General features: G+C 58.6%; 13 protein-coding genes, 5 pseudogenes and 1 other annotated feature. Of the genes and pseudogenes, 8 read left to right on the forward strand and 10 right to left on the reverse strand.

Features of this window, described 5'->3' with window-relative positions; genetic code table 11:
- Nucleotides 1–21: 21 nt before the first annotated feature.
- Complete coding sequence (locus NKJ84_RS28160; protein ID WP_352509137.1) at nucleotides 22–2,148, reverse strand: acetate--CoA ligase family protein; 2,127 nt, start codon at nucleotides 2,146–2,148, stop codon at nucleotides 22–24.
- A 357-nt stretch (nucleotides 2,149–2,505) separates the two neighbouring features.
- Nucleotides 2,506–2,618, forward strand: a sequence feature (AL1L pseudoknot).
- 750 nt (nucleotides 2,619–3,368) lie between these two features.
- Nucleotides 3,369–4,566 (reverse strand): annotated as a pseudogene (locus NKJ84_RS28165) (IS256 family transposase).
- Between the two features lie 264 nt (nucleotides 4,567–4,830).
- Between NKJ84_RS28165 and NKJ84_RS28170 the strand changes: the two are divergent.
- Together NKJ84_RS28170 and NKJ84_RS28175 are read left to right on the forward strand one after the other, a co-directional pair.
- The gene (locus NKJ84_RS28170; RefSeq protein WP_352509138.1) at nucleotides 4,831–5,742 is read left to right on the forward strand and encodes a LysR substrate-binding domain-containing protein; all 912 of its coding nucleotides are present in this window, start codon (nucleotides 4,831–4,833) and stop codon (nucleotides 5,740–5,742) included.
- 153 nt (nucleotides 5,743–5,895) lie between these two features.
- On the forward strand, nucleotides 5,896–6,585 hold the full coding sequence (locus NKJ84_RS28175) for an enoyl-CoA hydratase-related protein (protein WP_352509139.1): 690 nt from the start codon (nucleotides 5,896–5,898) through the stop codon (nucleotides 6,583–6,585).
- A 220-nt stretch (nucleotides 6,586–6,805) separates the two neighbouring features.
- Here the strand turns inward: NKJ84_RS28175 and NKJ84_RS28180 are convergent, their stop codons facing one another.
- The 5 genes and pseudogenes from NKJ84_RS28180 to NKJ84_RS28205 all read right to left on the reverse strand — a co-directional run bounded on the left by NKJ84_RS28180 (nucleotide 6,806) and on the right by NKJ84_RS28205 (nucleotide 18,653).
- Nucleotides 6,806–14,077 (reverse strand): SDR family NAD(P)-dependent oxidoreductase, encoded by a 7,272-nt coding sequence (locus NKJ84_RS28180; RefSeq protein ID WP_352509140.1) that lies wholly within the window; start codon nucleotides 14,075–14,077, stop codon nucleotides 6,806–6,808.
- Nucleotides 14,078–14,896: 819 nt separating this feature from the next.
- Nucleotides 14,897–15,124, reverse strand: a pseudogene (locus tag NKJ84_RS28185) (SMC-Scp complex subunit ScpB); the annotation flags it as partial.
- A 48-nt stretch (nucleotides 15,125–15,172) separates the two neighbouring features.
- Nucleotides 15,173–16,166: pseudogene (locus tag NKJ84_RS28190) on the reverse strand (DUF1403 family protein).
- A gap of 438 nt (nucleotides 16,167–16,604) precedes the next feature.
- Entirely contained in the window at nucleotides 16,605–16,997 is a 393-nt protein-coding gene (locus NKJ84_RS28200) for an MIT C-terminal domain-containing protein (RefSeq protein WP_352509141.1), read from the reverse strand.
- Nucleotides 16,998–17,024: 27 nt separating this feature from the next.
- The gene (locus NKJ84_RS28205; RefSeq protein ID WP_352509142.1) at nucleotides 17,025–18,653 is read right to left on the reverse strand and encodes a DUF3732 domain-containing protein; all 1,629 of its coding nucleotides are present in this window, start codon (nucleotides 18,651–18,653) and stop codon (nucleotides 17,025–17,027) included.
- A gap of 183 nt (nucleotides 18,654–18,836) precedes the next feature.
- On the opposite strand from NKJ84_RS28205, the gene NKJ84_RS28210 reads away from it, so the two are divergent.
- The gene (locus NKJ84_RS28210) at nucleotides 18,837–18,974 is read left to right on the forward strand and encodes a hypothetical protein (RefSeq protein ID WP_352509143.1); all 138 of its coding nucleotides are present in this window, start codon (nucleotides 18,837–18,839) and stop codon (nucleotides 18,972–18,974) included.
- Here NKJ84_RS28210 and NKJ84_RS28215 read toward each other — a convergent pair.
- Both NKJ84_RS28215 and NKJ84_RS28220 read right to left on the reverse strand, forming a co-directional pair.
- On the reverse strand, nucleotides 18,971–19,498 hold the full coding sequence (locus tag NKJ84_RS28215) for a three component ABC system middle component (protein ID WP_352509144.1): 528 nt from the start codon (nucleotides 19,496–19,498) through the stop codon (nucleotides 18,971–18,973). The two genes, NKJ84_RS28210 and NKJ84_RS28215, sit on opposite strands and share 4 nt — an antisense overlap.
- Nucleotides 19,499–19,503: 5 nt before the next feature.
- Nucleotides 19,504–20,670 carry an ABC-three component system protein gene (locus NKJ84_RS28220; protein WP_352509145.1) on the reverse strand — a complete coding sequence of 389 codons (1,167 nt, stop codon included), beginning with the start codon at nucleotides 20,668–20,670 and terminating at the stop codon, nucleotides 19,504–19,506.
- An 803-nt stretch (nucleotides 20,671–21,473) separates the two neighbouring features.
- On the opposite strand from NKJ84_RS28220, the gene NKJ84_RS28225 reads away from it, so the two are divergent.
- The gene (locus tag NKJ84_RS28225) at nucleotides 21,474–22,073 is read left to right on the forward strand and encodes a hypothetical protein (RefSeq protein ID WP_352509149.1); all 600 of its coding nucleotides are present in this window, start codon (nucleotides 21,474–21,476) and stop codon (nucleotides 22,071–22,073) included.
- Here NKJ84_RS28225 and NKJ84_RS28230 read toward each other — a convergent pair.
- Nucleotides 22,034–22,261 (reverse strand): annotated as a pseudogene (locus NKJ84_RS28230) (SMC-Scp complex subunit ScpB); the annotation flags it as partial. The gene NKJ84_RS28225 and the pseudogene NKJ84_RS28230 sit on opposite strands and share 40 nt — an antisense overlap.
- A gap of 52 nt (nucleotides 22,262–22,313) precedes the next feature.
- On the opposite strand from NKJ84_RS28230, the pseudogene NKJ84_RS28235 reads away from it, so the two are divergent.
- The 4 genes and pseudogenes from NKJ84_RS28235 to repC all read left to right on the forward strand — a co-directional run.
- Nucleotides 22,314–22,738: pseudogene (locus NKJ84_RS28235) on the forward strand (site-specific integrase); the annotation flags it as partial.
- Between the two features lie 407 nt (nucleotides 22,739–23,145).
- Nucleotides 23,146–24,360: a plasmid partitioning protein RepA gene (gene repA, locus NKJ84_RS28240; RefSeq protein ID WP_023680817.1), complete on the forward strand. Its 1,215-nt coding sequence runs from the start codon at nucleotides 23,146–23,148 to the stop codon at nucleotides 24,358–24,360.
- Nucleotides 24,360–25,391: a plasmid partitioning protein RepB gene (repB, locus tag NKJ84_RS28245; RefSeq protein ID WP_352509146.1), complete on the forward strand. Its 1,032-nt coding sequence runs from the start codon at nucleotides 24,360–24,362 to the stop codon at nucleotides 25,389–25,391. Before repA ends, repB begins: the two co-directional genes overlap by 1 nt.
- Before the next feature lie 279 nt (nucleotides 25,392–25,670).
- Nucleotides 25,671–26,432: plasmid replication protein RepC (gene repC, locus NKJ84_RS28250; protein WP_352509147.1), on the forward strand; the 762-nt coding region annotated here is incomplete at its 3' end.

Consider the following 26,432-nt stretch of genomic DNA (forward strand, 5'->3'; position numbering starts at 1 on the left):
CAAGCTAGCGTTTGTCGAAGCTTATCCGGAAGTCTCAGAAAGTCGCATGACCGCATCGACCGCAACCACTCCATGCCCTTCAAGGCGCACCATCAGCGGATTTATCTCCGCTTCGACAAAGCGCTTTTCATTTGCAATCGCGAATTGGGCAAACTTCTGAATGGCATCGATCGCCGCGTCCAGATCGCCCTTTGGTCGGCCACGCCAACCGCAAAGCATAGGGAATAACCGAAGGGTTCGCAAAGCATCGGCGATGGCATCATGCGATAACGGCAAAAGAACCGTAGTCGTGTCACGTAGTAACTCGGCTTCTGTGCCACCACTTCCAATAGTTAGGGCTAGTCCTATTGTATCTACACGGCGTATCCCGATTAAGATCTCACCGACCGCATCCTTGACCATCTCCTCCACTAGGAAACCACGGAGACATATATCCGGGGCGCTATTTTTCAATTTTCGGGCCATAACGTCTATGCTTTGCCAAACTGCCTCTGGCGTTTCGAGGTTCAGTGCAACAGCTCCCAACTCACTCTTGTGCGCAAGCCCAGCGCTCAGGGCCTTAACTGCCACTGGAAAACTGATCCCAGCTAATTGATTGGTTCGCTCGACCGTGACAACCAAGCTACGAGGCACAACTATCCCACATGGCTCGAGTTCGGCTTTGGCATCCGCCTCATCGAGAGACACTCCGGCGCTTGCGATGCCCGAGTATTTTGGCAGAACAATCTCTTCATCAGTCTGTCGGGCGAGAGTATCTGCCAGCTCCGAAAAACGCACCGCATTTGCCACGGCACGCAGGCCATCATCAATACCCATAAGCGGGACCAGTCCGTCAGCTATCATCCTTTCTCGAACGCCTTTCGACAGCATCTCCGGGACGGTGTTGACGAATGCAGCGGGCAAGCCCCTCTCTCTGGCCGCTCGTGCAAATGCTTTGGTAGTTATGTCCCAGCCGCTAGGATCCCACCCTCCCTCGGGCGGATAACACATCACCTCAACGGCCACGTCGTGATCGTCTGACAGGAACGCTCGATAAATACTCAGATTTAGATCCAAGTCCGTGTCGCTACCGTGCGCAGAAGATATGTCGAGAGGATTGGCAGGATGGACAAAAGGCGGAAGATGCATTTCCAGCGTCGCCGCTGCCTTAGCGGACGGAGGTTGCAAGACGAGGCCATTAGCCTCTGCAATATCGCTGCCAAGAACCGCATAGGAGCCTGAACTCGTTACAAAAGCAGTGCGCCGTCCTTTCACTTTTGGCGCGTAAACGAGCATCTTCAAAGTCTCGACCGCTTCCATGGGGGTACGGACTTCGACAAAACCAAGTCGCTTGAAAAGCGCTGACGCCACAATATCGTCGCCTGCTAGCGAAGCCGTGTGTGACTGACTTGCGCGACGGCCCGCTGTTGTTCTACCGCCTTTTATGACGACCACCGGAATACCTTTGCGCGCGGCTTTCAACCCGGCCGCCGAAAGACGCGCCGCATCTACTATGCCTTCTAAATAGAGATTCACGGCGCGAACGCGATCATCGTCGAGCACCACATCCAAGATGTCGGCGGCGGTTATCATGGCCTGGTTGCCGAGCCCCACCGAGTAGGCAACTGGTAACGATCTGTCAGCACACCCAAGATCGGAGAGATACGCTCCTCCGTTGCTTATAATAGCAACGCAACCATCATCGCCATGGTCACCGAAATGGTCCATCATGAATACTGACCGGTCAACAAAGTTCGCCACCCCGGGGCAATTTGGCCCAATGATGGGCATTCCACCCGCCGCTTCCACCAAGTCACGTTGGGATTTTTCTCCGCCATGCATTTCGGAAAATCCGGAACTGTTGCAGATCGCGCCCCCAACTCCGATCTCCGATGCTTCCCGCACCACTCCGACAAGGCTCTCTCGCGGTACAGCTAGATAAGCGACGTCCGGTATTTCAGGTAGACTGGTCAAGTCTGGCACACAGAGAATACCCGCCAGTTCACTGCGGCGAGGATTTACGACATGGATTTTTCCTCGAAAACCACGCGCACGACAATAATCGATACCTGGAACCGCAGCGGCTCCGCCCACAAAAACTACGCTTTTCGGTGCCAACATACGTTTCAGACGTTCACGTCGATTCTCACGTGCGCTTGCGATATTCAAAACCCGTACTCCATGGTAGTGGCGACTATGGCCCCGCCAACTTGAATTCTAAGCCGCCGTTATAAGCAAAGTCGCATGGCTGAGAATCCGAAATAAAATCATTCGGTAGATTACATTTTATGCAAGGAAATCCTCGCCGAGCCTGGCACCGTGCCGCTGCCGTGATTGCTTACTCTCATCAACACGTATGACGGATGCAAAATTCTAGGTGGGGATGGCCGGCCACGTCTGCTCGGCGCATTCGTTGCATGAGTAGGCGAAGAAGCCGAGGTCTAGGGCAAGCGAGCGGCAGGTCTGCAAGCGACGTGGCCGAGAGGTTGACAGCCAGGAGCGAGAACTGCGAGCTCATCAGGCTTCCGCGTATTTCGCTACGGCGGCGGATTTAACCGTCCCCTGAAGCGATGATCTCGTTCATCGACGAACAGAGCGACGTGTTCGGGGTCAAGCCGATCTGCAGGCTCTGCGCCCCAGATCGCAAAGTCTGGCGGCAACTGAATCGACATCATCTGCGGCATCGTCGCTCAGCTCACGAGATCGAGGGGGCTCGAGGCACTACCCGACGAAAGCAGACCCGCACCATGTTCCCAGACCAGACGGCTTCGAGCCCTCTTGAGTGCGCAAAACACCAGTTGGAATTTCCGCGCCGAACACTTGGCTGAGCGTCTCCACCTATAACGCCACGTGGCGTCGTCATCGATGGATTAACAAGGCGCGTCGCCGGCTGGCGTGAGCCGGACAGCGCGCGCGGGTTTCGTCCTGGATGCTCCGGAACCAGGCCCATAATTCATGCATTATCCGGAGCGCGGCTTTCATTGCGTAATGATCAGGTATTCCGAGTCATTGGCAGACGCAGGCACCGCGCCAGCTGTCGGGGCGTTGGCCACACTCTCATGACAACGCGCGCGTCGAGACGAGCCCCGTAGCCCAGTTCAAAACCGTCGAATTCGTAACCGTCGAATGGGTCTTCCGGTCCAATCATAGATGGCCCTGCCTATCGATAACATCCAACCTACCGAAGCAGAGGAGCCGTATTGCGCCATGCTGGACGCGCAAGCCACCGCCGCATGACTTAAACCTAACGGCCATGGCAGACTCGGCGCGGTTCCCTTAGCAAAGGGAGTGCCATATTACCTTAGATCCGCAACTATCGCGATCGTGTCCCAGGGAGTGGTGTAGCTGACGGCTTGGTCGCCGCGCTCTCCGGCATGGGGCCGGGCTGATCAGCGTGCCACGGCTGGCAGGCTGATGAGCGGATCATCGCTCATTTGGCTGATGGTTTCCAGCGTCATGTATCTGGCGCGCTGCACGGCCCATTCGTCGTTCTGTTCGAGCAGGATCGCGCCAACCAGGCGGACGATGGCGTCATCATTTGGGAAGATGCCGATGACCTCGGTGCGCCGCTTGATCTCGCCGTTAGGCGCTCGATCGGGTTGGTCGAGTGCAGCTTGGCGCGGTGCTCCTTGGGGAAAGTCATGTAGGCAAGCACGTCGGGCTCGGCGTCGTCCATGATTGTCGCCAGCTTCGGCACCTTCGGCCGGATCTGGTCGGCAACGGCGCGCCATTGCGTGTTTGCGGCCTCGGGCGTTTCCTGGGCGAAGGCGGTGGCGATGAAAGCGGAGACGACGCGGCGCCCGCTCTTGCCGGCATGGGCCAGCACGTTCCTCATGAAATGGACGCGGCACCTCTGCCATGTCGCGCACAGCACCTTGGTGACGGCCGCCTTGATGCCTTCATGGGCATCGGAGACGACGAGCTTGACGCCGCGCAGGCCGCGGCGGGTCAGCTTGCGCAAGAACTCCGTCCAGATCGGCTCGGCCTCAGACGTGCCGACCTCCATGCCCAGCACCTCGCGCCGGCCGTCCGCGTTGACGCCGACAGCGATGATGACGGCGACCGAGACGATGCGGCCGCCGCGGCGCACCTTCAGGTAGGTGGCGTCGATCCACAGATATGGCCAGTCGCCCTCGATGGGTCTTTCAAGGAACGCTTTGACCTTGCCGTCGATCTCTTCGCACAGCCGGCTGACCTGGCTTTTGGAGATGCCGCTCATGCCCATGGCCTTGACCAGGTCGCCGACCGAGCGGGTCGAGATCCCCTGGACGTAGGCCTCCTGGATGACGGCGGTCAGCGCCTTCTCGGCCATGCGGCGCGGTTCTAGGAAACCGGGGAAATAGGAGCCCTTCCTGAGCTTGGGGATGCGCAGCTCGACGGTGCCGGCGCGCGTCTCCCAGTCGCGCTCGCGATAGCCGTTGCGCTGGGCCGTGCGCAACGGGCTCTTCTCGCCATAGGCGGCGCCGGTGGCGGCCCAACCTCCAGTTCCATCAGCCGCTCGGCGGCAAAGCCAATCATCTCGCGCAAGAGATCGGAATCAGGAGTCTTCTCCACGAGCGCGCGCAGGTTCATCATGTCGTCGGTCATCGATGGTTCCTTCGAATCAGGTTGGTGTCAGCAACCCGACCTTACCGGCGAACTGTCGATGACCACCGCAAAGCCGCTCGCTCGCTACAGCGCTATCGAGGGCGCGCTCGCGAGCGGCTTCGCTACCGCCGAGCTACACAACACCTGTAGGGACGCGACCACTATCGCGCCAACGTGGGGATTCGAACTCATGCAAAAATCTTATTCAGATGCTAATCTGAGTTCAGTCTCGTTGGCGAGAATCGGTGTGGGTGGGAGTGCTCGATGGTTCGTCGATATTATGATCTCCCCTCATTGACAGCTCTGGCGATTTTTGAGGCCTCCGCAAGACATTTGTCATTCAAGCTTGCAGCTTCCGAGCTTAATGTCACGCCGAGCGCTGTTAGCCGGCAAATTAAGACCCTTGAGGAAGAACTCGGAGTTCCACTGTTTGTGAGGGATAGAACCAGGATTTTGCTCACCAGCCCCGGCGAAGACCTTTACGCAGTGCTCGCAAGCGGCTTTTCCAGGGCGTCTCAGGTTGTCAGAACGATCCAGCACGGCGATCGCCCAAAGAATGTCACACTTGCTTGCACAGATGGCTTCGGATTGATGTGGCTTATGCCGCGCATGCCGGACTTTTGGAAAAGATATCCGGAAATCTCCGTGGACCACCTCATGTCCAATGATACGCGTGACTACAAGCGTGCGGAAGTCGATCTGTGTATCCGTTACGGTTTGGGCGCGTGGCAGGGCGAAGTTGCAGGACTACTGTTTCCCGATACGATATATCCTGTTTGCGGTCCGAGTTACTTGCAGGAGCACCGCGCTGCTACACCCGAGTCGCTACCTGAGCTTCCCCTTCTGCACTTCAACTGGGTAGATCAAGACTGGACGGGGTGGGATGAGGTATTCCGACGAGCCGGAATACCTCATGGAACGCTCCGAGGCCGTAGGTTCAGCAGATTCTTCTTGACAATCCAAGCCGCCCTAGCCGATCAAGGCATTGCCGTTGGATTGCATAGGTTAGTGAGGCCGTTGATAGATGAGGGCAAGCTAGTCAGGATTACCGACCTTGAGCTGCCTGCACCGGGAGATTGGTTTGTGACGTGGAGCGACAATAAGGCGCTTTCTCCAGCGGCTGAAGTGCTGCGCTCATGGTTGCTGGAAACGTCTGCTGAGGAGCGGTCTAATTAATCGCTTCAGGCCGCTTCCTACAAGCCTAGGGCGCTAGGGAAGACCCGCAACAGACCCTGTCATATCGCGAAGTCGCTTGGATCGACGTGACTGGATCGTTCAGGCCTGGACGCCAGCGCTTGCGGTGCTTGATACCGCAAGTTCAGCCTCCCAGTGCGTAAGATCCTCGAGACCGATGACCGACTGGTTATTGCCGCGGTGCTCGGCAATGCCGGGGCTGGCGGGGTCTTCCTGTCGCTTGCCGCCGACGAAGTCTGGCTGCGCGAGGGCGTCATCCTCAATCCGCACTACAAGGACATGGGCAATTTCCACGGCTCGGAATATTGGACCTATCTGCTGCCGGGTCGGGTCGGCGAGGACCGAGCCCGCCGCGTGAACCAGGCAAGGCTGCCGATGGGGGTCGACGAGGCGCTTGAACTGGGCCTCGCCACCCGGTGCCTGCCGGGAAATGTAGAATCCGCCGATTGGGAACTGCTCCGCGCTGCCGCCGAACTCGCGGCCTCGCCCGATCTTGCTCGGCGGATTGCTGCCAAACGGGCGCGTCGCTGCGGCGACGAGGCCGAGAAACCGCCTTCCGCCTATCGGGAAGAGGAACTGCGGCGGATGCGGCGCAATTTCTACGGCTTTGACCCGAGCTATCTCGTGGCGCTCTACAATTTTATCCGCAAGACGCCCAAGTCCCGTACGCCCGTCACGCTCGCTGTGCACCGCGCGTGCATCTGGTTTCATAGCAGAAAGTTCGCTTTGCAGTTTGTGCCAGCGGACCTTGCGAAAATTGCCATGAGGCCCCGAGTTACCACTCGGCATTTTCCCGATCGACTGCGGTATGCATTCCAAGTATGAGCCCGGTCCATGTTCAGGACGGCGCACATACAGCTTTGATTTCTTCGGCGGCCTCGCGTCCGCCGCCGACCGCTGTATGCCTGCACCTGGAGCCTGAACATGACCATCCCATTCGCCATCGCCACGACCGCCGGCAGCATGCCGCAGCGGTTTCGCACGTCCCGTCACCGCTATCTTCCAATTGAGCGCCGGAGGGTATGATGCTCCCGCTCTTTCGCGGTTATTGCGACTGGTGGCCGTCACGTTTGGAAATTCGGTCATAGAGGTCGCCGAACGTCCCCGCCTTGAATATCTCATTCAGTTGCGGCGACCTCCAGCGATCGTTTTTCGTCAAACGAACTTGAAGGGCTGTGGCGAGAAGGCTGTCTCCGCCAACGTCGAAGAAGTTGTCGTCCAAACCTATTTCTTTGGCGCCCAAAAGCGACGTGACTTCATCAAGGAAGAGGTTCCTCGGATCGGCTTCCCCCGGCATGTTGTCCTCGCCTTTTCTGACTTCTTCGCACGAAGATATTTTCTCATCATCCGGCCGCTCGTCGGGCGTGATCGTTCGGACCTGGTCGACCCATTGCCTTATGCGCGGAGGCAAGGGGCGCGTCGCTACGAGGACCTGACCATTGTCGACGGTTGCCAGTATGCGCTCAATAATGTCGACCCCCTCGTCCGGACCGAGTGCCACCTCCTTCGCGTGAGATGTGGCGTACGCTGCAGTGACCTGTCCCTCGTACGAGTAATCCCAGTCATCCCAGTTGGAATTGATCCACCGGATGTCGAGTTTGCCTGGCACTTGGCGTGCAAACGCGTCCATGAATCTGTTTGCCGCTGCATAAGCGGCCATTGCCGGTCCGCCGAGAATGGACGCAAGCGAGGAGAAAAGGAAAACGAATTCCGGTACTTGGGTGTGGGTAGAGTGAATTCGTTTCAGCGCATTATAGAGATTGCGGGTCCCTATCACTTTGGAGGCGAACTCATTGGCAGAGGTCGTGTCCTCCATCTCAGAAAGGAACTTCAGATCAGATAACGCAGCCGCGTGGAAGATACCGTCGATCCGGCCGCACTCCCGAATAGTAACGTCGAGAACGCTCGATAAGCTTTCGAAATTAGATACGTCCGCCTGGCGAAGGATCACCCGGCCCTTCGCATCCTCAAGCGCGGCCAGTCGGCGCATCCAGCTATCCTCATGCAGATCCACGCGCCCTGAACTCAAAGGGGCGGCTACTGCACGGCGGGTTACCGCGACGACCGTCGCCCCAAGCCTTACGAGGTGTTCGGTTAAGGAAAGACCGATTCGCCCGAGAGCTCCTGTGATCAGATAGACTCCTTCGGGTCGGAGGATCTCCTCACCGGGAACTCGTACGGCGAGGGCTACCTCGGGAAAATGCGGCACCCACCGCCGGTTCCCGCGGAGGGCGACCACTCCATCGGGACTTGGCACGTCCCGCCCAATTTCAGCAACGAGCCGATCGGCGACCCTCGGGTCGTCAATGTTCAGGTCCACAACCCGACAATCGACGCTCGGGTTCTCCTGTGGCAGTACGATGGCGGGACCGAAGACGCACGCCTTTTCGGGATCTACAGGTTCCTCACCGACCTGGACCATCCGGTCACCAACGATCCAGACATCGACCGGAGTCTGGAACGTCAGTGGAGAGAGAACTCGCGCCAAATCGAGTATCGCCTCGTAGCTCCCCAAAAGATCGGTCTGCGTATCTGGATCCCCGGACGCGTCGGCGCGGCCGTGCAGGTGCCAGAGGCAGAGAATGCGGTTAGCGGGACGGCCTGAAGCGATCTCGGCGTCGAAGAGCGCCTTCAAGCCTTCTCGGTTGGGGTCGATCATGATGATGGACCCTTTGACCTTGATGGATGGATTCGAGGGCTTGGTTCGTCGGCAAACTCGAACAACCTCATGACCCGCATCCTCCAACTGCCGCGTGATGCTGTTTGCCAACGCGTCTCCCGCGCGTTGCGCCTCACCAAACGGCCGATCGGCCAGCACCAACCAACGAAGCGCCTTTGTGCTTCCGTCGCCGGAAGCCAGGCGGGGAAGTATTTTTTCTGTCCAACTCTGCGCATAGATGAACGCCTCTCCCCTGCGCCGCTCACGCTCCTCGGTCTGCGGCAGAGCCGTCAAGCCAGCAGGACCATCCGGCCAGCAACGGTGACGATCAAACGAGTACGTCGGAAGGGATATTCGTCGGTGAGAACCGAACGGTTCTAATTGATCACGGGCTCGTTTCCAATCCACCGCAACACCCAAGGACCAGAGGTCCCCCAAACATTCCAGAAGAACATGACGGTCGGTGAACTTCAGATCGTCCTTCCCGCGCGCGGCTGAGGCAATCGCTGGAATCCTAGCCTTACTATCCGCTGAATCGATTGCTTCATGAGCGAAACGCGCCAGGTTGCACGAGGGGCCAACGTCAATGAGCGCAGTCGCACCAGCCGCGACGATAGCCGCGAGAGACCGATCGAATCGGATCGTTCCACTTGCTTGCCTGCTCCAGTAGGTCTCGGGTAGAGGCACTTTCGGCCGGTGCAGATATCCTCCTGAATTCAGAGCGATGGCCAAATCCGGTAGTCGCTTCTCGAGCGCGCGGACATGTGCATCGATAATATCGGCCGCCGGTTTCATCAGCGGACAATGGCTGGGGACGCCAGCTGTATTAAGGACCTGGTTGGGAATCTCTGCTTTTTCGAGCCCCTCCTGCAGTCTTTCAATCAGTTCCCTTTTCCCGGTGAACACGACACTCGTTTTGGAATTCACGACACCGACACTGATCTCCCCGGCTTCAGCCCGGCCACGCCAAGCGTCCTCCTCGAGAATGCGTGCAGCCTCCTGCGGACTGCATTTGACCGCAAGCATAGCACCGTCGACACCAAGATTCGCCATCGCGCGACCGCGGGCGACCATTAGGGCTATAGCGTCGTCCAGTTTCAGAATGCCCGCTAGGGTGGCCACGACGTATTCACTCATGCTGTGTCCGACAAGGTAGTCGGGATGCACGCCACACGCCTCCAGCAAATGCGCCATAGCGTACTGCACGGAGAAAATCATGACGTTAATTTCTTCGAAGGATGCGGCCGCGCCGCCGTCGTTTTCCCCAAACACCAATGACTCCACATCACGATCCAAGACGGGGCGACTAGCGGCGGCGCAAGTCAGAAACGGCTCGCGAAAGTCAGAGACGTGATCAAACAGATCCTTGAACATTACCGCGTGCTGGACTCCACCGCCCGGCAGCATGAATGCAATCGACGGTGAGGAAAGAATTCGGTCGGCCGCTCGATTCGCCTCTGCCTCTAGTCTCTTAATGGCCATATCTAAGTTGTACGCCACAACGACGGTCCGATGATCGAAATGGCATCTCGCCACGTGTAGCGTGTGGGCGACGTCACCAAGATCGATATGGCGGTTGCGCCGCAGGAACGTGGCTAGATTCTGGCAGGCCCGGCTTAGCGCCGACGGGGTCTTTGCGGATAAACACAGAGCGTGGGATCCCCGCGCGATCGATCCAGGCCACTTCCGTACGTTCTCGTCCATCCATTCCTGCAGCACAACATGGCAATTGGTCCCGCCAATACCAAGGCCAGTGACTCCGGCAGTTCGGGCGCGATCCTGCTTACGAGGCCAGGGTCTAAGCTGCTCATTGACGAAGAAGGATGTTCCTTCCAGATTTAACTCCTCATTTAGCCGGTTGATGTTGATGGTCGGGGGAATTAAGCCGCGCTGAACGGTGAGCACTGTCTTTATAAAGCTCGCGACCCCGGCGGCGGCGTTGGCATGGCCAATATTCGGTTTGATTGACCCCAGCGCACAGGTTTTGCGACTTTCCGCTTGCCCCGCGAAAGCCTCTGCCAGAGCGCAGACTTCAATCGGATCACCAATCTTGGTGCCAGTCCCATGGGTTTCGATGTATTCTACGTCTTCAGCGCCAAGTGCCGCGGAGGCAAGTGCTTGCCGCACCACAGCGGTCTGGCCTCGCGCGCTGGGCGCTGAGTAGGAGGGTTTGGTGCGGCCATCGTTGTTAATGGCACATCCCTTTATTACCGCATGGATAGGGTCGGCCGCCGCAAGGGCCTCTTCGAGGCGCTTGAGAACGACGACCCCTGTCCCGTCTCCAAGCACCGTGCCGCTGCCATCGGCATCAAAGGCGTGGCATACGCCGTCCGAGGAATTGATGAAACCCTCAACATACTGATACCCTGCTTGAGGAAAGGTGATACTCGCCGCGCCTGCCAACGCCATGTCGCAATAGCCGGCCGCGAGTGACTGAGCGGCGACCGCAATTGACACAAGTCCAGTTGAGCACGCGGTCTGGACCGTAATACTGGGTCCGTTGAGGTTCAGCATGTAGGACACGCGCGAGGCAAGATAGTCCTTGTCGTTGCCGAGCTCCGTCAGGAAAGCGAACGGCGCGTTGGTAGGATCGATGAGGCCGCCCCCCTTCAAGTGGTGTAGTAGATAAAGGGGAAGAGACGAACCTGCGAAAACTCCGGTCCGGCCCTCATGCTGAGTTGGCGCATAACCGGCCGACTCTAGGGCGTTCCAACAGCATTCGAGGAACAGACGATGCTGCGGGTCCATTAACGTTGCCTCACGCCGCGAGAGGTTCCAGAAATCCGGATCGAAACGGTCCACATCGTTGAGATGGGCGCCTACGCGGATATAATCGGGGCGCTGCAGGACAGCCTCGGGAATCCCCCGCGCCTTGAGTTCCTGCTCGGGCAGCGGGACGATCGAGCAAACCCCTTGGCACAGGTTCTCCCAGAGTTCATCGACTGTCTCCGCGCCGGGGAAACGCGCGGCCATACCAATCACCGCTATGTCCATACCTGGCCCGCGTCGCCCGTCGAACGCCTTATTATGCACCCTGCTCGCCGAGACTCGCGGTGTTTTGGGAAGTTGCCGGTTTTGAGGACCTCCCTGCTCGCCGCCGCGCTTGCGGAGAAGAGCCACGAGTTCTTTAAAAGTCGGATTGAGGAAGACCTCCACGACGCGGAGCTCCACCTTCAGACTCCCACGAAGCTGCGCACAGAGACGGGCAGCCAGAAGGGAATGTCCGCCGCAGTCGAAAAAGTTGTCGCCCGGATCGGCAACTTCAGCTTGGAGAAGGTCGCGCCAGGCTGCGCGAAGTGCCGATTCGACCTCATCGGCACCCGTCACTGGAGCGCACACCTCTTGCGCGAGCCCGCGGAGGCGCGACCGATCAAGTTTCCCATTGGCCGCAATAGGCAATTCCGTCACAGCAACGAACTCTGACGGGATCGCGTAGTGCGGCACCTCAGACTTCAAATGCGCCCGCAAAGAAGCCTTCCACCCCTTGCAAGGATTGCGCAAGACTACATAGGCGATCAGTCGATCAGGCTGACCGGTCGTCGGATCAAGCTCCGGCAAAACAGCGGCGGAGCAGACGCCGGAGTACCGAAGCAAAGCAGCTTCTACAGACCCGAGAACGACGCTATATCCTCGGATCTTCACCATGAAAGCGCAGCGCCCGATAATCTCCAATTGGCCGCCGGGCAGCATGCGGCCAAGATCGCCAGTGCGGAACATCTTGCCACCAGCGCTGAACGGGTCGAGAAAGAACCTTTCCCGTGTCATCTGCGGGCTATTGAGATATCCATGGGCCAAGACATCGCCGCCGACGAAGACCTCGCCGAAGAAGCCCAGCGGTACGGGGTCGCGTTGCTCCCCGAGGATATAGACACTGGCATTGTGCTGAGGCGGACCGACCGGTACGACTTTTTGTGTTGTCGCAGGATCGATCTCGCTCAAGTCGATATACGTGACATCGTTTGCCTCGGCAGCGCCGTAGTAATTGATAATTTTAACATGCGGCAGCGCACCCCTCACACGCGCAAGCAGCGCCGCTGTCACCACCTCGCCTGATAAATAAATCAATTGGAGATCCGGAAGACGGGAGGGGTCGAGGAAGCCGCTGCTGAGAAGCACATCCAGCAGTGAAGGGGTTAATAATGTTCTGGAAATTCGATTTCGTTCCAAATACTCGACCAGCTGGTGCGGATCGTAGATAACGTCGTCGGGTATCAGATAGGCAGGCATCCCGGCGAGGATCGGCCGCATTATCTCCCAGACCAAGAAGATGTTAACCGCCTCGCGCTCATCGGGCGCGTATGGCAGCGCGTGATAGCGCCACTGGTAAGAGCATACAGTGCTTCGGTGGGGGCAGACGATTCCCTTCGGTTCACCAGTCGTCCCGGACGAAAATACAATCTGGGCAGGCGCATCAAGATCGACCGCTTCGGGATTGGCCGGACTGGCCTTGCCGGGTTGTGCGTCCCATTCCTCGTCAAGCGACAGCGCAATACCCGACCAGTTGGGAGGAAGGTTAGCGGCGAATCGGTTGTTGGTGACAACGATTTCAACAGATGCCATTTCAAGTATACGCTCTACCGCTGCAACGGGCTGAGCCTTGTCCAGCACGACGTAAGCCGCGCCTGTTTTAAGAATACCGAACAACGCGACGGCGTATTCAGGACAAGTATCCATCAGGATACCCACGCGCGAACCTCGGCTCTGACCATGTCCGAGCAGGTGACTAGATAGAATCTCGCTCAGGTCGTCGAGTTCACGATAGGTCATGATCCCAATTTCTGAGACGACCGCAGGAGCCTCGGGATTGAGGGCCGCTTGTTTGCTAAATTGGTCATGCAGTGGTAATTCGGGATAAGGTAGGGGCTCGGCAATTCGAATGGAAGCTGGGAGTTGTGCCTTCACCTCCCCAACTTCACGCAGGAGGGTAGATACCACTTCCGCCGTCATGGAATGGGTGTAGAAGTGATCGCTATCAAACATAATCCGAGCGAAGCGCGACGTCGTAAGTCGACGCCATTCGTCGAGATCGTTCGCATTGAGCAATTCATCTTGAAGCCCTCCCATCGCGGTCATGGCGGCACTGAGAGGCGTTGGTAAGTTCCGGTCGTAAGTCTCCGCAAGTTCGAAGTCGGCCCGCAGCGCCGGCAAGATGAAGTTATGTACTAGTTCCTCATTTGCCAGCGCCTCTTTGGGGACCAAGCCAAGGACCCGGACCAGATCGGTTAACTTATCATCCACGTATCTATACATGGGCGGCTCATCCGCCGGCACATCCGCTGCCTTGTGAGCAGACACGACAACATGGAAGGGAGATGGGCGACCGGCCTTTTCCAGTGAGCGGGCTATCTCGTAGGCCACAAGGGCACCTACGCTATGACCGAAGAAAACCAAAGGGCGGTCGCTGTACCCCCGGAGCGCCTCACTGACCATGCTTGCTAGTACGTCCATGCTGCGGATAGCGACCTCCGCCGACCGCTTGCCGCGCCCGGGAAGATCCAGACAAATCAGCTCAACGTCGTCGGGTAAATAGTCAGACCAAGTACGGAACGACTGGACGCTACCACCCCCATGCGGGAAACAAATTATCCGATACGATGGGTCAAGTGAACTCTTTACGACGCTCAGCAATGCTGCGGCCTGCTCTCGCATTTGTTCCATTTCTCAAACCACTCCACTTCGATTCAGCCCGAAATAGACGTCTCCCATTTGGACGTTCCCAGTGAGTTTCATGATTGAGTCGGTACGCTTGTACCCCGCCTCATTGACGAGCATGACGCGTCGAATTCATATGGATCGTCGAAGATCTGGCTGGGGTGTGAGCGCTCGACAAAGGCTCCAGTGGAAGTCGCTTGGCGGAGGAGTATCGAGCAGAAACATATGTCCAGCTCTCGACCTGATCCGTCCGACAGGACTAGCGCGGCATTTTTCGTGTAGAAGGCGTCGGCCCACATTAAATCCTCCGAAATAAGCCGGTGACTCTCCGCAATGAGATGGTTTCAACGGCTAAACCAATTTGTTCCGACGCCATTTTTAGCAATTGTCGGCGATAATCTGAATAAGAGATTTGTGAAGATTATTGCACGTATTTTTAATACTTATTAAATAGCATGCCATTGTTCGTAATTGTTCATATAAGAAAACTTCATAGTGTTTGTCGGGAGCAATTTAACGATTAGACTCGGTTATGAGGCATTTCAACGAGTTAGCGCCAGGAGCGTCATTTGCGAATCGACAGTTAATTTTGTAATCTGCCTGGCGAAAAGCATTTAACTTGAGAATCTGAGATTTCATGCTTTTCGGTGAGGCTCATACCAGATGTCTCTTGACGATCCTGCTTTCGAAAGCCTGGAAGATCAGGCGCGATGGAATGAGGGCTTCCGCCCGTCTGATGGCCATCCAGCTGAAGCTGGAGCAAGGGAATGACAGGCTGCGCGCCGCGGACATAATCGGTTTGGCTCATGATCTTGGTTTGAGCCAGGCGACCAGATCGTAGGGCCGGCTACACAGTTCCTCCGGATGTCGTCGATCAAAAGGTCGATGCTGCAGCTTCTTCCGACGATGCGGGACAGCGTCTCGCGGCTGACCGGTTCGCTGGCCGCGAAAATCGTCGCCTCGACGCGGTTCATCCATTCGCGCCAGCGCGCTTCCGGCGGCAGGTGATCCAACTCGCGGTCAAACAGGCGGTCGCCTGACCCGACCGTCGTCTGGTCGGCCTTTCGCTCGTCTGGCGTGCGTTGCCTCGGGCCATCGCTCTCACAGCCCGTAGATGCGGAACGCCGAGCGGCCGGACAGCTCGCGCACGGCGCCGAGTTCGACCAGCCCGGTCGAACAGGCGGCGCAGGCCGCCGTCGCTCATCCCACGAGCGCGTCGTCGTTCAGCAATCGGTCGACGATCGCATCCGCCCCCTTGGCCCTGAGTTTTGGGGCGACAGCGAGCAACCGATCCGCGCGGCGTTCGAGCCCCGCCGAGAGATCAATGGCGCGCAGCGCCGCGCGCGCCTGCGCGGCAAGCAGGTTTTTGGCCCGATCGGCTTCCGTTTCGGCACCCGCAGCCAGAGCGGCAGTCGCTGGTCGACGCGGCCGGCCCGTGCCCACAGCTAAGGCCGCCTCGCTGCCCAGCAGGGGTACTGCATGAGTCCAGCCGAGCCGCTGCGCCAGCAAGGCGTCGGCGAGCCACGATCCCATGGCGCGTGGCAGGCCGTGGCCCTCGACGGCCGCGTAGGCGCAGGTCAGCATCCCGACCGCGCCTTCGGTCGTGGCGAGCCGCCGCAGCGCGTCCGCTAGAGCGCTGACCGCCGCGCCGTCGCGGGCGAAAAACCGAACTCCTCCAACATCGCGGCGGGACTTTTCTTCGACAGAAGCTCCTCTGCGGGCCGTGCCGCCAGCCGGCGCCAGCCGAGGAGCAAAAGACCGCCGGGCCAACGGACAAAAAATCGCCGAGGCGGGCGAGGAGGAAGGAATCGCGCAGCGCCGCTTCATCCTCGACGCGCCCCGTCTGCCCCGCCGTCACCGCGGCGGCGGCGAGCGCGAGGCGCTGCCGCCAGGCGCCAGCCCATTTTTCGTCGCGGCGCACGACCGCATCCAGCATGGCGATGGCCGCGCCGGTGGCCAGGGTAGCATCCCCAACGGTTTGCGCCGCCTCGACCGCCTTGCGCAGCCAGCCCGGCACGGCGACAGTCGGCGCGGCCGCGGCGGCGCCGGGCAGCGTGACGTGACGGCGCAGGGGCGATTCCGGGCGAAGAATCATCCTCGGCATGATGATTCATTGCGGCGCTTATGACAACACAAAGGGCAGATATCCGCCGCGCCTGTCGCTTCGTTGTATGTCCGGTAAGCTTGCCTTGCCGGACGTACCGGCAAAAACGCGAAAAATCCGTTCGGGTCCTCGCCCACCATCCTTCAGCAGAGATCCACCTATTACGACACTCCCGAACAGGATCTGTCCAAGCGCCCGCCTGTCGCTTCGCATTCGGCAATCGGGAAATGAACGGATGCAAACCGTCAAGGCCGGCGATGACGCGGCGGCCGGATCGTTCACACGCGAGGAATAGGAGCGACCCGTCGCTGGCGATATACCGATGCCCGACGATCCGCAGATCCGAGACCTGCTTGCTGGGGCTGGCCCAAAGCTCGCGTCCTTGTTCGAGGTTCAAGCTCAAAGGGCGCTTGCGCTCTAGCCAACCGATCAAAACCTGGGAACGCCTACCTGCTTTCCGCAGGGGGACCTACGCTGATCCAACGCTTTGCGTAGGTACGTCACCTCGAAGGCTTTGACTTGGCGGTAAGCCTGCAACCGATTGGCTAAGCTAAAAGCATCGTTCATCTCGAACTTCTGAAAGATGTCGAGGCCGCGATCAAGGCTGATCTTCCAGCCCGTGTCGCTGGTGATATGGCAAGCGTGGATGGTGTTAGTCCTATCGATTTCCCAGGTCAACTTGATCCCTGCCGCCGCGCCGTCGGTCTCAACGGCGATCAGATTGGACTGCTCTTTTCGGGATAGGTATCGTCGGCACCGGTAATGAGGTGGACGGTGACGTGGCGTTTGCGTTCGTCGGAAGGTACGCCCGAAATGTGTCACGGGCGACTACGCCACGGCAGTGCCGTCTCACAGCCAATCGACCGGCACCAGCTTGATGTCGTCACGCCATTCCTCAGTCAGGGTCACTCCTGTGAGTCCGCCCCAAACATCCGTCGCGGCGTGGTCAAGGACAATAGCCTGCAACCGGCCTTCCGAGCGCATGACTTCCTTCGCGATCGCGTCGAAGACGGACCGCACGGCGGCGATGTCGTTGTCGCGGCCACGCCCTGTGGCACTTTCGTCACCTGCTGTAAAGCCGCGCGGGAAATAGACCTGGCTGGGCTGGTCGTAGACTAGCAGTCCCGGAACCGGATGGTGACCGACGAGGAAGAAGCGGTGAAGGGCCAGTGTGACCGCGATGTGATAGGCTAGCCAGTTCGCGCCGCTGCCAATCTCCCATAGGTAGTCGGACCGATCCGGATGGATGACCTTAATGGTCAGATCGTCCAGCAGGAGCAGGATCGGCGCCTCGGGCCATTCCGCGTCGAGCAAGGGGAGAATGGTGGACGCCATGTTCTGGATGATCTGCAGGGCATTTTGCGTTTTGCGCTCGACTTCGCGCTCGGAATAGACTTTTCGAAGCTCGTTGACCCGCTCTCGCAGACGATCCAATTCGATCGTCAGGTCCGAACCTTCCTGCGTGCGGTCGAGCGAGACGAGCGCCTGCTGCAAGCCGCCGACGAAACGCTCGAGCCTGTCCTGTTGGAAAAGCGCCCCCTGCACTTCCTTTGATTTTTGTTCGAGCAGGGTGATTTCCTGGCGGACAGCGGTCAATGTCGCTGTGGCGTCTTCCACCTCCTTTCGCAGACGCAAACGTTCCTTGTCGAAAGTGTGCGATAGACTCGGCTGCGAGCGCATCTCGATTTCAATACCCGCTAGCGCCTGTGTCAGAGTATCGAGCTTGGTTCGACCGACGGAGCTTATGGCAACCAGAGGATCGCCTGAATCGCTTACGCGCTTGCGCAACCATTCTGAGATGTTCAGGCGATCCCGCTGAATGAGGATCGCGTCGCCGTAGGAGTTACTGCTGTCTAGCAGGCGCTGCAATTCGTTATAGGCTTGGCGTTTTTCCGTCAGATCGGCGGATGCCTGGCTTTCCAGCTGGCGAAGTTCCTGCAAGCGTGCCAGTGTGCCGTCGATCGACTCGACGGTAGTGAACGACTGCCGGGTATCGGCTTCGGCGGCTTGGCGGAGGAGATCGACGACGTCCGGCCATTCGCTAGGCATCGGGGTGGCTGCCGGCAACAGGCCGAATTCCAGCGCCTGACGCAGCAAAGCCTGGGTCTCCACCTGCCAGGCGTTCACCGCTTTTTTCGCCGCCTCGAGTGCTGCTTCCTTTCGGCGGGCCTCACGCTGGAGCCGGTCGATCTCCCACTTCGCCAGAAGCATTTCCGGTGTGAGGGCTCCCAGCACGTACGGGAAAATCGCCTTGAGCTTTTCACGATGCTCGCTCGTATCCGCATTGAAAAACAGCACCATCGGATTGGCGACGATATATTGGGGCTGGAATGTGAAAGCGAGCAGATCCCTGAAGCTTACGCGTGACTGGAACCCGGAATCGGCATTCGGGTCGAGCCCGAGTTGGGATAGACCGGCGAGCGCGTCGAGTTTTCGCTTAACGGCATCCGCAGTGATATTTTTTTCGGGTGCCTGCATCGGCACTTCAAGCGCTGCTCCCTCGGCTAGATACATATCGCCAGTCTGGCGAGCATCGCCCGGCTCCCGCCTGCTAGAAGCTTCTGTCCCTCTAACGTCTCTATCAGAAGGCCGAACCAGGCGCAGGCTGTCCGGATCGTTCCCACAGGAATGCTGCATTTTCCCGATCCCAGGCAGTAGTCAATGATGGGAATGACGGCGGATTTGCCGGTTTTGGACGATCCGCTGATGACTCACCATACCCGGATGGAATTCAACGATCCGCGGTTCGCCTCCGCTTTTTGGCCACAGGATGAGCTTGCGAATTTGAAAATGCATTAGACAGTTACCTGTAGAAGTTGGAACACCTGTGCTTGGGGCAGCCTTGCACACCACCGCCCCAACTTGTCGGCGTTCGCGACGTGAAATTTCAGCGGCTCGGGCGGCCGGGGAACGTCGACATCGTTAGCCCGCACGAAGCCCGTCGCGTAGTCAACGTGAAGAAGCCGGGAAGCAATCCCGGTCCCGATCGATTGGAGGGTCAGCTCGCGCATGCGCAAGGTCCTGTCATGGACCGCCATGAGACGCTCTCGCTGTTCGCTCAACTTTGCGACAAATTTACTGAGACCCGAAGGCAGGTTCGTCGATCTGAGGTCGGCGAGTGTGCGGGCGTGGAGGATGAGCGGCAGCACCAGGAAGAAAGTCGGCATGGGCAGAAGTTCATCGATCTTTTCAGCCTGGAAGCCTCGTCCGAAGCTCCACAGTAGATGAACACCAAAGGCAGGATTTTGCACCAAGGCGATAGGATTCGCCGTGTCGGAGGGCGAAGGCTGCGGTAACGCGCCTTCGATTTTGCCATCGGTCATTTCGGTCACTCGGGTGGAAACAATGTGAGATACTCGGGATGCCACCCGACACGGCGGGTTTGCGCGAGACAGTTGAAGGCGCCGGCAATGAAATAGGAGGGGAGGGTCTGGCCTTCCAACGGCATGCCTGTGTTGGAGCACTCGCGGTAGACCCGGCGGCCTCGATCCGGCACGGCAAGCACCGGTTGGGTGTCGTCAACTTCATCGCAAACCAGCAAATGCCGGCGGACGAGTTGCTCATCCAGCTCGGAAAAGCTGTCGGCGTAGACGGCGCCGTCGTCTGCCCACTTGACCTTGTCGGCCGTGGTTCTCATGTAGTCGCTGACTGCAGTCACGAGCATGATGTTGCTTGCTTCGATCGCGTTCAGCTGGCGAACGAACAGGGGCGCGCCCAGGAGCGTCCTGTCGATTGCCTGTGGCTCTGGCGCATCGATGCTGGGTGTCAGGACATTCGAGAAGTTGTGCTTTCGCACGAAGGCCCAAAAGCGCTTTCGAAACGCGGTAGCCTCGATTGCAGGTGTCTGTCCCTGGCGGATCAGCTCGTCCATGTCGTCGACCGCCAGCCCGATGGCTGCTGCGCACAAATCGTCGATCGCATCCACGGGAAGAACCTTCAAGCGATCACGGATGGCGGCGACCGGATCGGCTTCCGCATGAAACGAGCAATGTTGGATAATGGCGCAGCATACAGCGCCCCCAGCCTTGAGGAAGCGGGCGAGATGTGGCTCACACCCCGTTCCCTTTTCACATTCTTCGAAGAGCTCCTTAATTTTTTTGAGGACTTTTTCCGCCTCGGCGGGACTGTCGGCCTTGCTGATCGCGGTGAGCAGCGCACCGGCTTTCGTGTCTGAGACATAATACCGAAACTCAGACGTACTGGGATCGATGTTTGTATCAAGGCAGGTGTCGGCCCAGTTCCCGAAGGTCTTCCAGAGCTCTTCCGATTTGTTGCTTGCCGGGTTCTTTCCGCTCAGCGTGCTTTTGGCTTGTTCGAAGAGCGCCGTTCCGTCAGGACGATGGACGCCGACATCGTCGATATGTTCGAGGGAGACGGCGATACCGTCGGCCACGCTCAGGAGGTAATAGCAGAGCCGCACCTGCTGAAGCGAAAAGCCGAGATACTGTGCCGGAGCAGAGCTTTTTGCGGCTCTGGGAAGTGTCGGAATAGGCATTCAGTTATATCGCCCGCTACAGATGATGTGCCATTTACAACGAATGGTATTAATTGATTTTATATTTCGCGCAAACGTTTTTGTCTAAATTTACGTGGCCTGATGCGGCTCGCGTTTTCGCTTGAAGTGGGCGATGGCAGCCAAACGCCACGCTTACGCCATCACGCGATTCGCATGCGATTATGTTCGACCAACTTGCCGCCACTTCGTGGAATGGATGATCCCGACAGGGACGCTGTCGTGGCGCACCGCGGTCGGGTTATTCTGGCGGCATCGGCCGCGAGGGATCGCCTGCTTTGCCGATTTCCTGGGAGTCCCCAGATTGGTCCGTGCGCAAGTGTCGGGTGTCGATCTTGCCGGTCAGCTCGAGGCCTTCGCGCAACCGGCAAGAAGACCAGGTCCAGATCTTTCGTAGGTCAGCGGCCAGAGGCCAGCGCTGGGCGAAGCCAGGTTCGTTCATCGCCGGCGACGCCGATCAGGACGAACTTATCCCTCAGCATTTCTGCTCCCGATGCGGCTTCGATCTGCGCCTGGCGCCGAAAGCTCTCGTCAAGGCCTCACAGAGGCTGCTCGAAAGATGCATCGACGATATCTGCAAGGTGGAGCTGACCATAGTTTCACGGCTGTTGCGCGCACCGGCCCCTGGCCGATAGCACTTCGGCGACACAAACCTGTCGACGTCGGCGCGCGTCCGCTGCTTTGAGCAGCTGACGGGGCGTGTTGAATGGTTGTTCGCAGGCGCGGACACGGCCGTGGCGCGACGCCGGCAGAGTATCCTGGCAGCCGGTGGCAATGAGCGGTTGATGACCCGCTTCGCGGAATTCATGGAGAATTACCAGAGTTCTCAACGATCGAACTGCTCGCCGCCCGCCGGCGGCGATCTTCCCGCGCTGCTTGAAGCAGCGAAAGCCAGCCTGGCGCGGAATGTGGTCTATATCTCCACCTTCTGGGAAGATGGCCAAACACGAACATCCGGCCGTGAGACGATCCGGGTATTCATTTCAAAGCCGCTTGATGAACTGATCAAGCCGTCTCAGGATCGATATGCTCACAAGCTCGGTCGTTTCCGGCGTCATGGCTCAGACCATGTGGTCGATGGGTATCGACCAGACTCGGCGAGCGCGGCTCTGGCGCGCGCATGCGGTGCTGCGAGGGTACTACAGTTCATGGATATCACCGGCCTGCAGCCATCCAAGGCACACGTCGAACCCGGAGCGGAATATCTGGCCCGCCTGCCTGGACGTGATCATGGAAGTGCCTGGTACGATCCCGTCGCAAAACATCACGTCGGGGCCGACGAACCTTACGCACGGAGTGTTACGTCCAAAGTGGCCGAACGGGCGCCTACGGATGGCGTCGGCATCAGGTGCTTCCAGCCGCCGGCGACCGCCACCAGATCGTAGGGCCGGCCGCGCAGCTCCTCGCGAATGTCATCGATCAAAAGGTCGATGCTGCAGCCTTTTCCGACAATGCGGACCAGCGTTTCGCGGCCGACCGGCTCGCTCGCCGCAAAGATGGTCGCCTCGACGCGATGCATCCATTCGCGCCAGCGCGCCTCCGGCGGCAGATGATCCAGCTCACGATCAATCAGGCGGTCGCCTGATCGATGGTCATCTGACCGGCCTCGCCTTTTTCCCCGGACAAGGGGCGTGCTGGTTGCGCTGCGCGGCAAGACCGGCTGGCGCGAGGTCGAGATCGGACGCGGCTCGTCCGACGCCACCTGCCCTGTCGTCGCCCTGCGGACCTGGTTGAAGCTGGCCCGCATCGCGCTGGGCCCCTCTTCCGCCGTGTTACTGGCCAGTGCAAAGCGGTGGGATCCGAGCGACTCAACGATCAGGAGGTGGCACGATTGGTCAAACGCGCAGCCCTGGCGGCCGGGGAGCGCGGTGATCTCTCGGAGGGGAAGCGGGAGATGAAATTTTCTGGGCACTCGCTACGCGCCGGCCTTGCCTCCTTAGCCGAGGTCAACGAGCGCTATGTTCAAAAACAGCGTGGCCACGCCTCGGCCGAAATACAGCGCCGGCGTGATCGCTTCCGCGTCAATCTTACCAAGGCGAGTGGGCTGTAGCGCAATAAGCCCCCTGCCCCATTTCGATGGAGATCCAGGGGGTAACAAGAATCTCCTAGGTGGATTTGTCGGTCGACAGGGCCCGCAAGACTGCTTCGAACTCCTTCCCCAAACAAGGTGAGTCGCCCACGTGGCTCCGCCCGCGAGGGGAACGGTCCCGGTCTGGCGCACGAGATCCCGTCAATATGCGGGTCCACTACCTCTGCTGTTGGCTGGGTCTGACCCTAAGTAACGGAATAAGTGGGACAATCTGCAGTTCGCGAGGATAATCCCGAATTGTCGAGCAGTCGCGTTTAAGTATCTGTTAACCTTAAAGCGCTGGACGAACGTGAAGAATCGTGGCCTACCTTTGTCGGGCAAAGGGCGATAAACCGCCAAAAGGCCGACAATAAGGGTTTGCTACGACAATGGCTGCACAGACTGCGACCGCTGCACCGCAGGAAGATCCGGCGGACAAGATTGTCCGGCATGCCGGCATGCTCTCTAGCCATCTACAGGCCAGACGCCAGCAGATGTATCCGCCTCACGCTCAGAAAAGCCTCAGGTACTTCATGACTCATGAGGTTTCAAGACTTACTTCAATACCTGAATCTACCCTCAAGTTGATGTCGAATGAGGGCAAAGGCCCGGTGCCGGCTCGACTTGAGAACAATCATCGCGCCTACACGCTCGCTCAGATTAATGAACTTCGCGAATTGTTCGCGGCGCAACGCCCTACCGAAGCTTTGCGTTTCTTGCCACATCGGCGTGATGGCGAGCATCTTCAGATTTTAGCCGTCGCTAATTTTAAAGGCGGGAGTGCCAAGACAACGACGAGCGCGCATCTCGCACACTACCTCGCCCTCCACGGCTATAGGGTCTTGGCGATTGACCTCGACCCTCAAGCGTCGCTGTCGGCCATGTTCGGCGCGCAGCCGGAGATGGATGTACAGCACAATGAGACCATCTATGCCGCGTTGCGCTACGATGACGAGCGGCGTCCGATCCGGGAGATAATCCGAAAGACCTATTTTACCGGGATCGACCTGATCCCTGGAAACATTGAGGTCATGGAGTACGAGCATGAAACTCCTCGGTTCTTATCGAAACGGCAAGGGAAGTCCGACAGCATCTTCTTCGAACGGCTCCGGCTCGCGCTGGGAGAGGTCGAAGATGGATATGACGTCGTCATTCTGGATACCCCCCCTTCCCTCGGGTTTTTGACGCTCGGTGCAATCTATGCAGCGACCAGTCTCTTGGTGACGGTCCATCCGGCGATGCTCGACGTGATGTCGATGAGCCAATTCCTGTTGATGATGGGCGATTTGATATCGGTTATCCGCGACGCAGGAGCAACGATGAAACAGGACTTTCTTCGATACGTCGTTACGCGGCATGATCCGATGGATCATTCTCAAGTTCACGTCGTAACGATGCTCCGACATCTCTTCAGCGAGGATGTCCTTACGTCGACCGCAGTAGAAAGTGCCGCCATCGAGACTGCGGGTCTCGCTAAACGGACCCTGTACGAGCTTGAATCCGGGAACATCTCTGCCGCGACAGCTAAGCGTGCGAGAGAGTCCATCGACGCAGTCAACGATCAAATACTCGGCTTGATTAGCCAGAGCTGGGGACGAACATGATGAGCAAGCGCCCCTCTAGGAGGTCGATTCTGGCGAACTTTAGTTCCTTTTCCGAACCGGACGCGGAAGTTGGTGAGCCGGCGTCCTCAGAGAGCGCGAAGCCTCCGATGCACGCGCAACCCCTGCCTCGCGTGGGTGCAGGCGTGATCGGGGCGACTCAGCGGTCTCTTTCCGAACTCAGGGAAGAACGTGACCGGCTTCAGGCGCTGGTTGACGCCGGCGGCGGAGCCGAGCTGGATCCAAAGTTGATCGATCCATCTCCGTTCCCTGATCGATTGCCGGATGACAGTGATGTCGAGTTCGAGGCACTGAAGAAGCTGATATCGGAGGAAGGCCAAAAGGTTCCGATTCAGGTTCGCCGGCATCCGACCACGGAAGGTCGATACCAGGTCATCTATGGACATCGCCGTTGGCGGGCCGCGGTCGACCTTGGGATTAGCGTCAAGGCGACGGTCGTTGCATTGTCAGACAGCGAGCTTGTCGTTGCACAGGGTATCGAAAATGCGGCCCGCCAGGACTTGAGCTGGATAGAGCGCGCGCTTTTTGCCTGGCGAATGGATGAGGCGGGCATCAAGCCACGAGATATTCGCGCCGCGTTGTCCATCGACGACCCAGAGTTGGCACGCCTCCGCGCGGTGTCTAGAGTGCTTCCACTCGACGTGATTGAGGCAATTGGGCGTGCTCCCAAGGCTGGTCGACCTCGATGGCTCGCGCTGGCGACTACTGTTGGCGCTGACAGCTCTGCGCTTGGTCGGCTGCGAAAAACCTTGTCAGCTGACAAGGTTTTGAGGCTCCCCTCGGATGAGCGGTTCAGGCATGCGCTGAATGCGGTCAAGGTGCCGGCACAGCGCTCGCACAGTGAAATTGAGCTCAGGAGCCCGAATGGCAAAGCCGTTGGGAGGGCAACCTTCTCAGATGCGGCTGTCAAGCTTTCAGTAGGCGGCGAGCACGCTGCAGCATTCAATGCCTTCCTCGAAGCAGAGCTGCCCGTACTGATGGAGCGGTTCTTTTCGAAGGAGCGGCGAGCGTGAATTCAGTCGGGTTCAAACCTTGTCATCTGACAAGGGTGGGCAAAGCGCTGGAAGGGGTGGATGCCTCGGCCAAAGCCAGACGAAATTGGTGCAACAAACACAGAGGTAGCAAGCGGTAAAAAGAAAGGCCCCCGAAACAGCGTCTCGGAAGCCCCTCTCGTTCGTTTGGCGACAACGAGAATCTCACTTCCGCGAATCACAGTCAAGGGTCTCCTACCGGAGATTGGACGCCATTTTGGTGAGCGCTTTCGCTTTGCCTAAAAGCTGAAGGGCAGAACCATGACTGAACCACTAGCAACGACGCCCTTTGGGCGGCGGCCGATGACGCTTGGCATGATCTCAAGCCAAGTGACTGCAAGGGCGGTGTCGAAGGACGCGACCGTCCACAAATGGCATGTCTTCCAAGATATCAAGGACGCCAGGATCGCTCTGGGCGCCACTGATCGCGCTTTGGCTATTCTCGACGCGCTGTTGTCGTTCCATCCGGACACGGCGCTTTATGGCGACAGCGAACTGGTTGTATGGCCATCCAACGAGCAGCTGATCCGCCGCGCCAATGGCATGCCCCCAACGACCTTACGGCGACACCTGGCGGTTCTGGTCGAGTGTGGATTGATCATCCGTCGGGACAGCCCAAACGGCAAGCGCTTCGCCCGGAAAGGGCAGGGGGGCGAGATCGAGCAAGCCTATGGCTTTGACATCTCGCCGATCGTCGCGCGCGCTGAGGAGTTCAAGGATCTTGCGGAAGCGGTCAGATCTGACAAGAAGGCCTTTCGTCTCGTTAAGGAGCGGCTAACCATATGCCGCCGTGACATCGTCAAGATGATCGACGCGGGGATTGAGGAAGGCGTGCCGGCGAACTGGGGCAGGGTCCAGCAGGCCTACCAGGCGATTGTTGGTCAGATACCACGCACTGCACCTAGGCAGGCTCTCGAGGCGATTGCCGAAGAACTTGAAGGCCTTTGGGCTGAAGTGCGTGAAGCATTGGAATCATTTGTAAAAACACAGAAAGTGGACGCCAATGAGTCCCAAAATGGGCGC

Origin of the sequence: Mesorhizobium sp. M0048 (genome assembly GCF_040323405.1) — a bacterium.
Classification (GTDB): Bacteria; Pseudomonadota; Alphaproteobacteria; order Rhizobiales; family Rhizobiaceae; genus Mesorhizobium.